Genomic DNA, 14,203 nt, shown 5'->3' on the forward strand with positions numbered 1-14,203 from the left:
GGGCGGTCAGCGGCGCCGGCGGCCCGCGACAAGGACGGGCGTGGCCGTGGCGCGGCTGGATGGAGCCGATGGCGGGCGGGCGGCCTGGTCGCGGATGTTTTCGAGCCGCTGGGTGTGGTGGGACAGGCTGTTGACCGTGTCGATCAGCCGTTCGGCCGGGGCGGCAGTGCGCCCGGCGCTGGGGAGGTGCTCGTCCCAACTCATCCAGACAGCCACCAGGACGTCGCCCAGGCGGGGCAGCACGCCGTCGCCGGGGGCGACGATCTCGGTGAGGACGGCGGCCAGTTCGGGGCCGACGTCGGCGTTGCGCGCGCGTTCGGTGAGCTGGTCCAGGTAGTGGTGGGTGGCCTGCCGGCCCTCGTCTGGCGTGTCGAGGGTGTTGAGGCCGGGGTCGAGGTGGACGCTGTATCCGGCCTGCATCAGGGCCAGGGCCGCGCCGGTGGCACCTCGACGCTGTTCCTCGGCGGACAGCACATGGGGCTGGCGGTGGTACGGGCCGCGCGGACCGGGGTGTCGGATGAAGCCGCCGGTCCTCTGGAGGATGCTGGCCGCGCGGTCGTCGCCGCCGATCGCCACGACGAGCCGAGTGCGCGGATCCCGCGTGATGGTCACGTAGGTGTCGACGAAGAACACCGGCTCGTCGCCGGGTGCCTGGTTCGTCACCGGGTCCGGTACGAGGCCGGAGCCGGTGTGGCGGGCAGGTGGGCCGGCGCGGTGTTGGGCGCGGGTCGGACAGGTGAGTGGGACAGCAGAACGCCGACGCCCAGTTCGGACAGGCGGTCACCGGCCGCGCGGACGGAAGCGGCCACGTGGAATGAGTCGCCATCGGACAGCACGAACTCCTTCCGGTCCGCGTCCAAGGCGAAGCCGGCGCCGGTCAGGATCTGGGCGATGTCGTCGCGGTCGGGCTTGTCGACGACGATGGCGTTGCCGGACCACGTCATCACCAGGTGTTCGGGCTCGGCGGCCGGTGGCGCCGTGAGGCGGGCGGCGTTGTGGCGGATCTGGGCGAGGGCCTTGTCGTACCGGGGCAGCAGGTCGCAATGGATGTCCTCGGCGGCGCTGAACGGATCGGCGGCCACCGCGATTCCGTCGGGCTCGCGGACGCCACGGAACGCTTCGGCCGGTGCGTCGGTGGGGGCCATGGCGGCGATCAGGTAGCCCTCGCTGGCCCCCAGCAGGTCCGCGACGAACAGTCGGGTGCCGTCGTCACACGTCAGAACGGCGCAGTGGTCCACGGTGCGCTTGGCCAGGGTGTCGGCGACATCGTTCATGTCCCACACGTGGTCGGTGAGGGCGTCGTGGTTGCCGCCGCGGTCCGGGTGATACGTGCTGGTCCAGGCGCCGGGCAGTTCGCCGGCGAGGACGGCAGCAAACGAGCCGAGAGACATGTCGGGGGTGGGGTCGTGCATGGTCTCCTCGAAAGGAATCGGGGGTGGGGGTCAGCGCCGCCGGTGTACCGGGGCTGCTTGGGCGGGTGCGGCGGCGGGGCTGGTGGCCAGGCGAGGTGGGGGCGCGGGACAGGCGCAGGCGGCGGAGGCTTCGCGTTCGTCCGGCCGACCTCGGTGGTGCACGTGCGGCGCTGGGGATGGGCCTGGTGCCGGTCGGCGAGGTCGTTGCGCAGGTGGGTGAGGTCGGACCGGATGACGCCGAGCCGGTGCTCGGCGAGGTACCGCAGCCGTTTCGCGGTGTGCGGATCCGCGCCCTGGCCCAGGTCCTCATAGAAGGCGGCGGTCGCGGTGAGGACGCCGCCCAGTGCGATAAGCACTCCGTCGTGAGGGGCGGTCAGTTCGGTCAGCGCGTCGGCGACCTCGTCACTCGTGATGGCTTCACCGATCCGTTCGGCGAGGTGGGCGACCTGCGAGCCGAGTGGCAGGTAGTGCGCCTCGCGCGTCTTCGTGTCGAAGGCGTCATCGGCGTCGACGTGGTAGCGCACGGCCCGCAGCCGGGCCACGGCACGAGTGGCAAGACGTTCCTCCTCGGCTGCATCGAGACCGAGGGGCAGGCGGTGATAGGTCTCGTGGAGGCGGACGACGGGGACGAAGCCAGTGCGCTGCAGGATGCTGTGGGCTTCCGGATCGCCGCCGCGGGCGAGGACTTCTCCGGAGTGCACGTCGCGCCCCAGGGACAAGAAGCGTTCGGCAAGGGCCAAGAAGATGGTTCCTTCAGTCGGGTCAGCGGGTAAGCCGGGCGCCGGGTGTAGGAGGCGTGGAGGCCATCCGGGTCGAGAGGGGCGCCCGTCGCGCGGTGGCGGGCAGGGCGGCGGCGGTGGCGTCGAGGTCCTGCTGGACGCCGTGCAAGCGGCGGGCGATCAGCTCCAGCTGGTGTCCTGCGGCCGGGCCGTAGGTGTGCGGGAGTCGGTCGAGACGGTGGGCCGCGTGCTCGACGAGGCCGCGCACGGTCGCGAGCGGTCCGGTGTTCTCGTCGGCGAGCTGCCGTAGCAGTCCTGCTAGTTGTGTGGTGGCGTCCACAGCGGCTGGTGAAGCGCCGTTGGCCGGCTCGGTGGAGCGCTGGCCGAACCGGGCGGCATGCTCGGGATCAGGACCGAGCCGGGGAGCGCGGAGGCCCAGCTCGGCTTCGATTCGCCGGCACTCGGCCGCCAGGGCCGGAAACAGCCGGTGGGGCTGGGCGGTCCATCTGCCGTCCGGGCGGATGAGGTTGGCGAGAAGGTCGAGGCGGCCGGACTGTGCCTGGACGGCGATCCAGCGGCAGCCGTGGTCATCCCCCGGCCGCTGGATGCCCGCCATGCGGGCGATCCGGTGGGCGATCTCGGACCACTCGGGGCCGATGAGGTCACGGTCGCTGGGGTGCAGGCGCACATCCGCGTGCCAGATGGCGCGCCGGTCGCCCTGCGGACTCGCCGTTAACGCGTGCCACCGGCTGGGGTCGTCCAAGTACTCGGCCCACTCGGCGGACGTCCACGTCTTCTGCTCGTCGTCGAGCGTGCAATAGTCCAGCCCCGGCCAGTGGGCGACCACCGTGTGCTCGGTCAGACCCTCTTGATCGCTGACCGGGCGGCCGAGGGCTTCCGCGAGCGGCTCGCTGGAGCTGATGTCGCGTGGATGGATACGGATGATCATTGCCCACCTCGGGCATCGGCGGCGTGCACCACCTGACTGAGGTTGTTGACCGAGTACCAGCCGCAGTCGACTGCCTGTTCGGCCCCGGCCAGGCGGGGGACGAGGTAAGTACGCAGCGCCTGCTGGTAGATGAGGCAGTCCGGGCAGCGGCGGGAGAGATGGACGAGGTAGCGCGGGTGAGCGGTGAGGTACGTGCGCTCGCCACCGGCCGGGTCGTACAGCCGCCACCCCTCCTCGTCGGTCGGCGTGTGCCACGAGGGCGTGACGACCTTGTAGACGTCGCCCCACAGTTCGCTGCCGGAGGTGCCCTTGAGGATGACGACCTGGTCGCCGGGCCGGAAGTGCTGGTGGGTGATGTCCCGTTCGGGGGTGACGATGTCACCTGGGGCGTGCGGATGGCGGGAATCGGCGTCGGGCACAGCAGGGGGTTCCTTCCACGATCACAAGCAGGGGAGGCGGTGGGAGGAACAAGGATCCGGACGATCCCTGGTTTCGGTAACCGGGGATCGTCGGGTATAAGCCCCTGTGTCTACCGGAACGGGTTCTCGGTACTGCGGTCGTTCTCAGTGGCGGCGTCGAGGAGTTCGGGCAGATCGGTGCCTTCGGCATCCCTTTGGTCGATCCACCACCCGGCCCTGCTGATCGTGCGGATCTTCTCCTCCAGTACCGCCCAGTCGGTCTCGTCCCAGGTGCCCTCGGTGACCAAGGCGGCGTACGCGCGAGTGGCCAGCTCGTGGCGGGAGCGCTCGCCCCAGCCGCGGGTGCGTTCGGTGCCGTCCAGCGGCGGCATCTCGAACTGCTCGGTCCACTCCGCAGCGGCCTGCTGCTCTGCGGCACGCCGGGCGGCGAGCCACTCCTCCTTGCTGGCATCGTCGCTGTCGCGGGCGGCCTTCCAGCAGTCGGTGCAGTCGCGTCCCTCAAGCCAGCGGGTGAATCCGGCGCGGCGGTCGGCGGGGCGGCCGGACAGGTCGTGCGTGATCTCGTGACCACAGGCGTGCTGAACGGTCCACTTCGTACGGACGGTCATAGAACTCCTGGTAGTTGTGGGGAATCGGGGGCGGTGCATGGGTGCCCGTCGGACGTGGCGGACGGCGCTAGGCCCGACAGAGGTGTGACGAGGACGGCGTCGGCCGAGGTGCCTCGGTTGAAGGGCGCACATGGAAGCAAGATCTGTGACCTGCGCCACTTAGTGGACGGGTCTCGAAACCGGTTGAGGAGACTTCCGGATCGGTGATTGACGCTTAAGGCTTGCAGGAAACCTTGAGTGACCTGCGGAATCCGGCCTAAAGCTGGTATTGATTTCTCCGTTGGGGTGGTAGGCGACCAATCTCTAACTCGCCCAACCGCGCGCGGGACGGTTAAGGATCGCGTGTCCAGCAGCGAGTTGACCACCCCTTGGGATGGTAAGTTGAACCCTGTAGAAGCCCTTTTCCGGGCGTGAATCGGAAGGGGGTGATAGACGTGACCCTGGATAATGGAGAGTCGGTCGAGAGGTCGAGGAGCCGGCGTCGCCTGCGCGTGCGCCGGCTTCGACGCTTAAGGGCTGTGGCCCTCGTGGCGCAGCTCGGGCTGATCGCTGTGCGCGCCGCGCAAGTGGTCAAGTCGTGGCTGCTCTAGCCAGGGTGTCCACGTAGGAGTCCGCGCGAGGCGGACTCCTACGTGGCATCCACGTCAACCCTGGCGGGGTCTGTACTGGTTGGAGTCCGGGCAGGCCCCGCCGTCATTGTGGATGGCTCTTAAGACTCTATCACTGAAGTGATTTCGCGGGACCGGAAATGCGGATCGGTATTCCCGCCGTGTCACCGAAATGGTCGGTATAATTTTGCGCGGCGGCCCGGTATTTGATTTTGCGGGGTGTCAAATGCTGGGGGAGTGGGCCGGACTTTTCGCGTCGGTCACCCAAATGCGTGATGGGTAATGTTTGGCGGTCGGTATTTTCTGGAGTGGGGCTGCGTCGCATACTGCGGCCGGAGCATGCTGCGGTGGCGGACAGGTCCTGCGGATGTCCGCAGGTCCGGCCGGTGGCCGGGCGGCCGGGCCGGCTCGCGGAGCCCGGCCCTGGCCGTAGAGCGCTGGTCACCCATTTGGGTGACGGTCATTCAATTCGCCCAGGGCGCGAGGTTCTCGTCCCTGACCTGCTGAGAACGAACGGATCTGGGACTGGCGGGGCCAAATACACCACGGTGGGTCCTGCGCGGCAGTACGCGTCGCGTCGGTGAGGGTTCAGCGCCCGGACCGTCTTGGGGCAGTGGGTGGGGGAGGCTGGGCTGTCATCGCCTTTGCGCGGAGCGGCGCCGAAGGCGCGGCGGGACCAGGCGGCGGCGAGTTGCGTAGGTCGGGATCGAGGTCGACGCTGTAGCGGGCGGCGGTGAGCATCTCGGCCGCCCAGGTGGCGTGTTCGTTCTCCCAGGTGCGGCCCAGGTCGAACGGCAGCCGGATCCAGACGCCGCGCAGCGTGGGGTAGGTGTCGAACCCGGCATGCTTGAGGACGCTCGCGGCGAAGCCATCGACCGCGCCTTCGACGTCGACTTCGCCACCCTGGCCGCGGGTGATGCGGATCGGCTCGTCGCTCATCGACTCCGCCCCTTCCCGGCCGTCTGGGTACGGCCGCGCACCGGCACGGCGCCGGGCTGTGGCAGAAACTCAGGGAGGGTGGCGGCAGGAGCGGTGCGCTGTTGGGGGGAGCGGGTGGCCGCTGCCTGCGCGATGCGGTTGCGGCGTTCCATCAGCCCGTTGCGCACCACCGGCTGCGGCGGACTGGCGCTGCGGCCGGGCTCGAGGCTGTAGTCGGCCTGGACTTCATAGCCGTGGCGGCGCAAGTCGTGAACGGCCTGGCGGGTATGGCGGGTCCCGTCCTGCTCGGGATTGGTGAGCCGGTACAGGCCCGGCGTGTCGGGGACGGGCTCGAACTGCTCGCGGACGAGGAACCAGTTCGCGAGGTGCGCGGGGATCCTCGCGGTGGCGGCGGCCACGAATCCGTGATCCGGGTGGACGCCGAAGCGGAAATGGTCAGACAGAGGCGAATCCTTTGCGTGAGCGGTCAGCGGTGTGCTGCCGCGGCGCGAGGCGAAGGCGGCGGCGTGGGGCGGGTGGTGAGCAGCCGCGGGCTGGGCGCGGGCAGAGATGCCGGCCCGCCCGGTACGGCGGCGCGGGCCTGGCGCTCGAACGCTTCGCTGTCGGCGAGCCACGTCTCGATGGCCGGTAGGACGGCGAGGCCGAGCTGCCCACGGGCCTGGCTCCATTCGTGGGCCGGCAGCGTCCGGGGAATCGAGTACAGCTCACGCCGCGTGTCGTTCCACTCCTTCCAGGCGTCCTGGCTGCTGGCGAGCGCCTCGCGCAGTCGGGTCAGCGCGGCGGCGTCCTCGCGCCAGGCACTGGCAGCAGGACGGCACCGGGTCAGTAGCAGGGTCGCATGGTCGAGAACATGGACGAAGGAGAGCCAGGCGTGGTCGGCGAAGTCCCGTTCCATTCCGGCGATCAGGCGGGAGTCGCCGAGCGGGACACCGTCGCTGCACCGGCCGGAGTCCTTGATCGCCTGGAGGGTCTGGTGTTCTTCCCGGATACGTTCCAGCGATCTCAGGACGGTGTTCAGGTCCCGGTTGTGCACGGCGTGGCGGTAGGCGGGCAGGAACGTGTGAGAGACGGCGTGCGCGGCCAGTTGGGGATCGGCGGGCAGCACGATGCTGGGTGGCGTGCTGGGGTCATCGTGCGGGTCCTCCTTCTCGTGCTCGGTGAGAGCCCCGAGGAGGTAGCCGCTGCGGTGACCGGGGCGCTCGATCAGCAGCAGCTCGGTGCCGGTGTCGTACTTCAGCACGGACGCGAACGGGACGCGGTGGTCTACGAGAGCGCGGTAGAGGTCGCCGGCTTCCCACAGCGCAGGCGAGAGGTCTTCCTGCCACAGCGGGTGGCTGTAGATCTCCAGTTGGGCGCTCCATGCGCCGGGGAGGCGGGCGGCGATCTCGGTGCCGATGTCGCCGAGGTAGGGCCGGCTGCTGGGGGTGATGGTGGCGCCGTGCTCGTGGGCGTGGTGCACCAGGGCACTGGCGGTGGACCGGACGGCCTGTGCGTCGGTCAGCGGGGGAGACGAACACCCCGTTGGACAGGCGGCGGAATCCGGCGTCTTTGAGAGCGCGGTGGGCCTGTTGGTACTTCTCGCCGGAGGCGATGGCGACAAGGCCCAGGGCGCGGCTGGTGGTGAGGGTGATCTCGGCGGAGGGGGTGGGCGTCAAGGTCCTGGTGGGTCGAGCCCGCGGGCTCGTTCGTCCAGGCGGACGGGGCTCAGCGGGACTTCGGGGTGTGCTTGGGCTCGGTGCTGCGCGGTGGTTCGAGGGGGGACGGGGCGGCGACGGGACGCGTTCGATGGTCACCACGGGGACGACGGCTTTGGGGAACGGGAAGGCCGTGGAGCGCAGAGTGGGCCGAGGGTCCAGGGTCTCGGCGACGACCGCGTGCATGAGGAAGGAAGGCGTCTTCTCCGTGAACGAGATGTCCCACAGGTGACCGAGGTCGTCCGGGGAGGCGGCCAGGTGCCAGGTGATGGATGCGTCTCCGTGGATGGGCGGCGCGGGCGAGTCCGCGGGGCGCCCAACCACGGCGGCGTGCCCGTCGTGCGAGATGAATCCGGAGAGCCCGAAGTCGTCGAAGTAGCTCCAGGAGTCGATGTCGACGTACAGCTCAAACAGGCCCGGCTCGGCGCCGATGCCGTAGATGACGTGATCCGGGTCGGCGGCAAGTTCAGCTGCCAGGGTGCCGATGAGCGTGGAGACGAACTCGATCGGCACATTGCCGTTGATGTTCGTCCGCCGCGCTCAGGCGCTTGTTCGTCGGTGCGGGCCGAGATCACCAGATGGGGGCCGCGGCCCACGGCTGTCTGATCATGGCGGATCGTGATGCGCCGGCACGGGCTGGTGACGGTCAACGACGAGTCGTCGGTGTGCACGCTCCACGCGGAGTCCTCGGCAAAGACGTCCAGGAGCTGGTGGTGGTCGCTGGGGAGGCTGGCGGCCAGATAGCGGGGGGCCCCTATGGCTTTGGTCAAGGGGTAGTCGGGGTTGGTGGTTGGTAGAAGGTGCCGTCGCGGAGCATCGCGAAGAGCACGTCCGCTCGGCGTCGGGCGAGGCAGAGGAGAGCCTGGGTGTGGTGCTTTCCCTGAGCAATCTTCTTGTCGTAGTAGGTGCGGGAGGCGGGGTCGGCCAGGGCGGCGAACGCGGAGAGGAAGAAGGCTCGTTTGAGCTGCTTGTTTCCCCGTCTGGAGGGCTGTTCGCCGCGGATGGAGGACCCGGAGCTTCGGGTGGCTGGGGCGAGGCCGGCGTAGGCGGCGAGGTGGGCGGCGGACGGGAACGCGGTGCCGTCGCCGACGTCGATGAGGATGCGGGCTCCGGTCCTGATGCCGATGCCGGGCATGGACGTCAGGACCTTGGAAAGAGGGTGGGCCTCCAGCAGTTCCTCAATCCGGTGGGCGAGGATTTTGCGCTGGTCGAGCACCGCCTGGAGTGAGTTTGCGAGGCTGGGGACGATCAGCGCGGCAGCGTCTGTGCCCGGGACGACGACAGTCTGCTCGTCCAGTGCGGTGAAGACGTCGTTGATCAGACGCTCGGCCATGCGGGGCGCCTTCGGGCGGATCAGCGTGATGAGTTGTCGGCGTCCGGCCTTGCGGATCTGGGTCGGCGAGCCGAACTGGTCCAGCATTCTGAGGACGGCCGGGTGCTGCATGCGCGGGCCGATGACTCGTTCCAGGTGCGGGTGGATCTGGGTGAACAGGCCGCGGAGCCGGTTGGACAGGCGGGTTGCCTCGGCGGCGAGGTCGTCGTCGAAGCCGACGATCATCTGGAGCTCGGCGATCGTCTCGTCGTCGAGGTCGACCGAGCGAAGCGTGTGCGGCATCGCCCGGGCCGCGTCGGCGATGATGAAGGCGTCTTTCGCGTCGGTCTTGGCCTCGCCGGGGTAGAGGTCGGCGATCCGCCGCATCGTCAGTCCGGGCAGGTAGGCGACGTGGCAGCCCAGGTCCCGGGCGACGGCCAGCGGCAGGGCCCCGATCGAGGCCACCTGGTCGACGATGACGAGGACGGTGCCGTGCTTGGCCTGCAGTCTGGCGAAGACCTCGCGGAGCTTGGGCTCGCTGTTGGGCAGCCGCTTGTCGAAGGGTTTCTTCCCGGCGGGGGTGAGTGCGGTGGCGTGGTGTTCGCCCTTGCCGACGTCCAGGCCGAGGTAGACGTCGATGTCGCTGGTGTCGATCACGTCGTTGTTCCTTCGGTGCTGTTCACCCGGCCTGCCACGGCACTGATCGCCACATCCACATTACGAAGAGCCTCCCGACCTGCGGAAAGGCCGGTGGTCATGCCCCTAATCAGCGGTCTGTCAGTGCCTTCGGAGCTGGTGACACCACCCCCCGGGCCATGCACTCGACAAGGGGAGGTAGTCATGCCAACTCCGAAGGCCGGTAACCCCGTTGCGGGGCTACGAAGACGGTAATGGGGGGGGAGATGAGGACCTTCTCCCGGGGCCTGTCCTGGGCGGGGTCGTTGGGCATGGGCCTTCTCGGTTGGATGGATGGGCGGAGCGGGGCGCGATGAAGGCGGGTGCCCCAACTACGTGGTGGCGGAGGCGGCATCGCGAAGGGAAAGCGACGCGGCGCGCAGGCTGGCGCCGAACCGGTGGGCGAAGACCCGTGCCTTCGCCTCCAGTTGGTCGTACGAGTTCTGTGCGGTCATCTGCCCGGCGTGCTTGCGGTACCGGTAGACCGGGACGGGCAGCAGGATTCCCGGCGCGAGGCAGGTGATCGCGAGGGCGCAGTAGTCCTCGCCTTGCACCAACCCGCCCATGGGTGCCGCGCGGACCAGGTCGGTCCGGGCCAGGAGGGTGGTGGGGCCGAGCGGGATGGTGTCCGCCGGGTCCTTCCAGTACCTCCACACGTCCCCGGCTTCGTGCCGGCCCGGCGGCGTCGGGCACCGCCACAGGGTCGTAGCCCCGTCGTTTTTCCGGCTGGGGCGAGGGCTGTTCGGGATGTTCGCCGAGCCAGTGACCGCGTACGTCACGTACTCGTTTGCCGACCGGTGCCGTGATGTTCGCCATGTCGGTGGGCAGGTCGGCTCGGAGGAACTGTGGTGCGGACGCTGTCGGTTGGGCAGCTCAGGGTGCAGTCGGTGCGGCACGGCGATGGCCGCGTGGCGTACACCATTTTCGACTCGATGCGCGGAGTGCACGGCGGGGCGGACCGGTACCTGGCCAGCTATGCCTGTTCGGGGTCGGATCGGACGTACGCCTATCTGCTGGTCGATCACCTTCGGTGGCTGGAGTACGAAGGGCTGACGCCGGAGGACGTCGGGTTCGGTGACCTTGAGCGGTACATGGGTGCGATCGGTGCGAAGGTCGCCGGGCCTTATGGGCGCCCGTGGCGGGTGGGTAAGCGGCCGTACGGCAACGATGCTCTGCGCGGCGCCGCGGCGTGTGTGAAGGGCTTCTATCTGAAGCAGGCAGAGTCGGGCGTCAACACCGAGCTGGTGGGGGCGCTGAAGCTGCACCGGATGCCGACCCAGCGGGATCGGGACCGGTCGCTGCTCGGCCATCTGCAGCGGAGCATGCAGGCGAATCCGCTGGCGCCGAAGTCGGTGCGGCGTCGGCACAAGAAGATACTGCCGGACGGCGCGCGGGCGGTGTTGCTGGATGAGGTCAACTCCTTGCGGGATCGGCTGGTGGTGGAGTGGCTGAGCGATGGCGGGTTCCGGGCCGGCGAGATGTGCGGCCTGCACCTGTGCGACCTGCACCTGCGGGAAGAGGCCGCGTGCGGGGAGTGCCGCGGTCCGCATGCCTACGTCTGCCATCGGGATGGACTGGTCAACGGCGCCCGGGCCAAGACGAAGTGGGAGTGGGAACTTCGCGACGGAGTGATCCACGGCGGGCTGATCAAGAGGGCCAGCCCGGCCATGGTCCACGCGTACTTCGAGTACCTGACCCAGGAGTACCCGCGCGGTGCTGCCCACGGCGTGCTGCTAGTTCAGCAGCACGGCCCCGGGCGTGGTCTGCCGTGGGCCCCGGAGGGTGCCCGCAAGATGCTCAAGCGGGCCGGCCGTCGGGCGGGGCTGGGGCTGATCAAGCCGCACATGTTCCGGCACACCTGGGCCAGTGCAGTCCTGGACGCTGCCGACGGGAACCTGGCGATCGTCCGGGATGCGGGCGGATGGGCCTCTACCGAGGTCGTCGATGAGATCTACGCGCACGTCGACGTGAACGACCCGGTGTTTCATGGCGCCCTCCTGACGACGTGGGGTGAGCTGCGATGAGCGAGGCGAAGCGCGCCCTTTTGCAGCCCCTGGCTGGCACGTCGGCGCGGGATCGACGCGATCGGCTGGAGATCCTCACGGCCCTTCTGGCGGCACCGGGCGTCGAGCCGGTCTATCGCGAGTCCGTGTTGCGCTGGCCCGGTGACCACCCGGCCTACGGATGGTTCTGCCGGGTCAACGGCTGCCGCAGCACCCGCACTAACACCGTCGACCTGTGCCATCCGCACCGGGCGGAGTGGCGAACCGCGAAGCTGGAACCCGGCGCTACGCGGCGGGAGTTCCTGCGCACGTCCCGACCCAAGGTCCTCGACCTTCGGCTCATGGAGCCGCCGGACTGCCGGTTCTGCCCTGAGCGCCCGTCCCGTCATCTCGGGCTGCGGCTCTGCCTGACCCACTTCAGCCGGTGGAACAAGGTCCTGTTCAGGAAGAGGGACCTCACCTATGACGAATTCGTCGCGCTGCAGACCGAAGCCCTGCCCGGCTACGGCGACTGTCTGGTTGCTTCCTGCGTCGGCCGGGCGGACAGTCCCCTGCGGCTGTGCTACGTCCACGACGAGCGCTATCGCAATGACGGACGGCCCGGTGGAGCCCAGCGACCGGCAGGGTGGGGTGTTGATCGGGTCGTGGGACGTGAGCCCGTCGAGATCACCTGTACCGATGCCGATGCCTTCCGGCACTGGTGCCGTACGGCCCGCCCGGCTTCGCGCGCCGGCACCGTCAATCTCCTTGGGCTGGCGCCGCTGGTCCAGGCCGAGATCCGCTTCGGGATGCTGGCCCATGCTCAGAAGGCCCAGCGCACGGCCTGGCCGCTGTGGCACATCCAGGCGGTGGCGAACCTGGCCCGCTTGCGCGGCGTGCATTCCGTGCTCGACCTCCTGTCCGACCCGGCGGCGCTCGCCGAGCACGAGCGGAGGATCCTGCGGGAGACCGCGGACGAGTTGCGGATCGTCTACGTCACCCCGCAGCAGGCCAAGGAGGCCGGCTTCGTGGAGACCGAGCACTACGGCATCCGCTACAAACGCCGCTCCAGCCACTTCGACTTCACCGACGTGCCGCAGCGGTGGCTGCGTGATCTGCTCTGGGAACGCGTCACCCGTCGCCTGCGCTCTGCGCAAGCTCCTCGAAGCCCGCAGCACATCGAGATGGGCCGCCGGGCATGCGTCGAGCTCGGGGTGTTCCTGACCGCCGTTGCTCCCGACGGCGGCCACCATCCGGCCGCGCTCACCGGGGACCACATGCAGCGCTTCGTCGCCGATCACAACAAGCGTGCACGTGAGGGGCTGCCGTCGCTGGCGATCAGCCGTGACGGACGGCCCATGAAGGTCACCGGCTACACCCGCCGCCAGACCTTCAACGAGGCCCGGTCGATCCTGCGCGACGCCCTGGAGACCGGAGAGGCTGAACGCATGGGCCTGCCACGGGAGTTCATCATCGCCCTGCCGACCGCCCGTCGTGCCGACCGCACCCGCAACCCGTTCCCCGATCCGGTGGCGCGGGCGCTGGCCGACGAGTCGAACCTGCAGCTGCTCCATGACCGCTTCGACCCGAACGACATGGGCTATCGCGATATCTGGGAGGCCCTGGTGTTCACCGGCCGCCGGGCCTCGGAGATCATCGAACTGCGGCTGGAATGCACTTCGATTCACCGCAAGGTCCCCTTCCTCTGGCACGACCAGACGAAGGTGGGCAACCTCGACGAGGCCATCCGTGTCCCGCAACGCCTCTACGAGCGGCTGGAGCTGCGCAAACAGCGCACCGTCGAACGCTTCGAGGACCTCTACGGGCGTACGCCCGGTCCGAAGGAGCGCAAGACCCTCGCTCTGTTTCCCTCGCCCCACAAGAATCCGGACGGCACGGTCGCGATCACCTACAGCATCTTCGGTGACGCTTTCCGGGACTGGCTGGCGGCTCTGGACATCGGCACCTGGGTGCCGCATCAGGCCCGGCACACGCTGGCGACGAATCTGCTGAAGAACGGCGCCGGCCTCCACCGCATCAAGCAGTACCTCGGCCAGATCTCCGTACGGATGGCCGAGCACTACGCGAAGGTTGCCTCCTCGGAGGTTGACGACGCACTCGAGCGGGTCTGGGTCAGCGGTCCGGGATCGGCCGAGCCGGGCATGCTGCTCGCCTCGCCGTCCGAGCACATGACCCGGGCTGAAGCCCAGGCCATGGCCATCGACCTCGCGCGCCGCAGCACCCCGGCCGAGGGCGGATTCTGCACCTACCAGCCCGTGGTGCGAGGGGATGCCTGCCCGTGGGACCTGGACTGCCACAACTGCGACAAGTTCGTGATGTCCGGCGCCGACCTCCTGTACTGGCGCCGCAAGGCCGAGCAGTGGGCCTCGCTGGCCGAACGCGCCCCGGACGACCGGACGGCCGACTACCTCCACACCGTCTTCGAGCCCACCGCCCGCGCCATCGGCGGCCTGGAGAAGGCGCTGGCCGGCCTCGGCATGCTGAAGGACGCCCTCGCCCTGGACCTGCGGCGGCCCCAGGACTACTTCGACCGCATGTGGACGCTTGCCTTCAAGGCCAGCGACCTTGCCGCGATCGACCCCGACGACACCGACTCCTACGAGGAAACCGCGTGACCCCCTCATCGCACCGCACCGCCCAGGCTCTCCAGGCGCGCAGCTGGAAGATCGAAGCCAGCCTCGTCCGCATCAAGAGCGTCGTCGACCAGCTCGCCAAGAGCGGCGGCCCGATCACGGTGGCCGCGGTCGCCCGGCAGGCGGACGTCTCGCGGACCTTCCTTTACGAGCAGTCCGAGGCCCGGGACATCGTCGCCAAGGCCGCCCTCCGGGCTCGCGGACTGCGAGCTCAGAGTGATCAAACTTAGCG

Annotated in this window: 13 protein-coding genes and 2 pseudogenes; 4 read left to right on the forward strand and 11 right to left on the reverse strand. The window is 69.2% G+C overall.

What is annotated here, in order from left to right:
• Positions 1–6: 6 nt before the first annotated feature.
• The gene (locus OG266_RS38315) at positions 7–663 is read right to left on the reverse strand and encodes a hypothetical protein (protein WP_371551356.1); all 657 of its coding nucleotides are present in this window, start codon (positions 661–663) and stop codon (positions 7–9) included.
• The gene (locus tag OG266_RS38320) at positions 660–1,412 is read right to left on the reverse strand and encodes a hypothetical protein (RefSeq protein ID WP_371551357.1); all 753 of its coding nucleotides are present in this window, start codon (positions 1,410–1,412) and stop codon (positions 660–662) included. Before OG266_RS38320 ends, OG266_RS38315 begins: the two co-directional genes overlap by 4 nt.
• Before the next feature lie 185 nt (positions 1,413–1,597).
• Between OG266_RS38320 and OG266_RS38325 the strand changes: the two genes are divergently transcribed.
• Complete coding sequence (locus OG266_RS38325; protein WP_371551359.1) at positions 1,598–2,185, forward strand: hypothetical protein; 588 nt, start codon at positions 1,598–1,600, stop codon at positions 2,183–2,185.
• Here the strand turns inward: OG266_RS38325 and OG266_RS38330 are convergent.
• The 9 genes and pseudogenes from OG266_RS38330 to OG266_RS38370 form a co-directional block, all read right to left on the reverse strand.
• Entirely contained in the window at positions 2,175–3,080 is a 906-nt protein-coding gene (locus OG266_RS38330; protein ID WP_371551360.1) for a hypothetical protein, read from the reverse strand. The two genes, OG266_RS38325 and OG266_RS38330, sit on opposite strands and share 11 nt — an antisense overlap.
• Positions 3,077–3,499, reverse strand: coding sequence for a hypothetical protein (locus OG266_RS38335; protein ID WP_371551361.1), 423 nt, complete (start codon positions 3,497–3,499; stop codon positions 3,077–3,079). The genes OG266_RS38330 and OG266_RS38335 overlap by 4 nt, the downstream gene beginning before the upstream one ends.
• A 110-nt stretch (positions 3,500–3,609) precedes the next feature.
• A complete protein-coding gene (locus OG266_RS38340) occupies positions 3,610–4,107 on the reverse strand; it encodes a hypothetical protein (RefSeq protein ID WP_371551362.1) in 498 nt (165 codons plus the stop codon).
• A 1,196-nt stretch (positions 4,108–5,303) separates the two neighbouring features.
• Positions 5,304–5,654: a hypothetical protein gene (locus tag OG266_RS38345; RefSeq protein WP_371551363.1), complete on the reverse strand. Its 351-nt coding sequence runs from the start codon at positions 5,652–5,654 to the stop codon at positions 5,304–5,306.
• On the reverse strand, positions 5,651–6,052 hold the full coding sequence (locus tag OG266_RS38350; protein ID WP_371551365.1) for a hypothetical protein: 402 nt from the start codon (positions 6,050–6,052) through the stop codon (positions 5,651–5,653). Before OG266_RS38350 ends, OG266_RS38345 begins: the two co-directional genes overlap by 4 nt.
• Before the next feature lie 68 nt (positions 6,053–6,120).
• Positions 6,121–7,113, reverse strand: a complete 993-nt coding sequence (locus OG266_RS38355) for a hypothetical protein (RefSeq protein ID WP_371553193.1) — start codon at positions 7,111–7,113, stop codon at positions 6,121–6,123.
• Between the two features lie 442 nt (positions 7,114–7,555).
• Positions 7,556–7,861: pseudogene (locus OG266_RS38360) on the reverse strand (DUF317 domain-containing protein); the annotation flags it as partial.
• Positions 7,862–8,114: 253 nt separating this feature from the next.
• Complete coding sequence (locus tag OG266_RS38365; protein ID WP_371551366.1) at positions 8,115–9,317, reverse strand: IS110 family transposase; 1,203 nt, start codon at positions 9,315–9,317, stop codon at positions 8,115–8,117.
• Positions 9,318–9,667: 350 nt separating this feature from the next.
• A pseudogene (locus tag OG266_RS38370) lies at positions 9,668–10,051 on the reverse strand (glycosyltransferase); the annotation flags it as partial.
• Between the two features lie 192 nt (positions 10,052–10,243).
• On the opposite strand from OG266_RS38370, the gene OG266_RS38375 reads away from it, so the two are divergent.
• Genes OG266_RS38375 through OG266_RS38385 form a run of 3 tightly spaced genes read left to right on the forward strand, consistent with a single transcriptional unit; the run spans position 10,244 to position 14,201 of the window.
• Positions 10,244–11,359, forward strand: coding sequence for a tyrosine-type recombinase/integrase (locus tag OG266_RS38375; protein ID WP_371551368.1), 1,116 nt, complete (start codon positions 10,244–10,246; stop codon positions 11,357–11,359).
• Positions 11,356–13,953 carry a tyrosine-type recombinase/integrase gene (locus OG266_RS38380; RefSeq protein WP_371551369.1) on the forward strand — a complete coding sequence of 866 codons (2,598 nt, stop codon included), beginning with the start codon at positions 11,356–11,358 and terminating at the stop codon, positions 13,951–13,953. Before OG266_RS38375 ends, OG266_RS38380 begins: the two co-directional genes overlap by 4 nt.
• A complete protein-coding gene (locus OG266_RS38385) occupies positions 13,950–14,201 on the forward strand; it encodes a hypothetical protein (RefSeq protein ID WP_371551371.1) in 252 nt (83 codons plus the stop codon). Before OG266_RS38380 ends, OG266_RS38385 begins: the two co-directional genes overlap by 4 nt.
• The last annotated feature ends 2 nt before the right edge of the window (positions 14,202–14,203 follow it).

It is taken from the genome of Streptomyces sp. NBC_00554 (genome assembly GCF_041431135.1).
Taxonomy (GTDB): domain Bacteria; phylum Actinomycetota; class Actinomycetes; order Streptomycetales; family Streptomycetaceae; genus Streptomyces.

Coding starts and splice junctions, on each gene's coding strand:
- OG266_RS38320 (WP_371551357.1), bottom strand. CDS start 1,412: ATGCACGACCCCACCCCCGACATGTCTCTCGGCTCGTTTGCTGCCGTC.
- OG266_RS38380 (WP_371551369.1), top strand. CDS start 11,356: ATGAGCGAGGCGAAGCGCGCCCTTTTGCAGCCCCTGGCTGGCACGTCG.
- OG266_RS38330 (WP_371551360.1), bottom strand. CDS start 3,080: ATGATCATCCGTATCCATCCACGCGACATCAGCTCCAGCGAGCCGCTC.
- OG266_RS38340 (WP_371551362.1), bottom strand. CDS start 4,107: ATGACCGTCCGTACGAAGTGGACCGTTCAGCACGCCTGTGGTCACGAG.
- OG266_RS38345 (WP_371551363.1), bottom strand. CDS start 5,654: ATGAGCGACGAGCCGATCCGCATCACCCGCGGCCAGGGTGGCGAAGTC.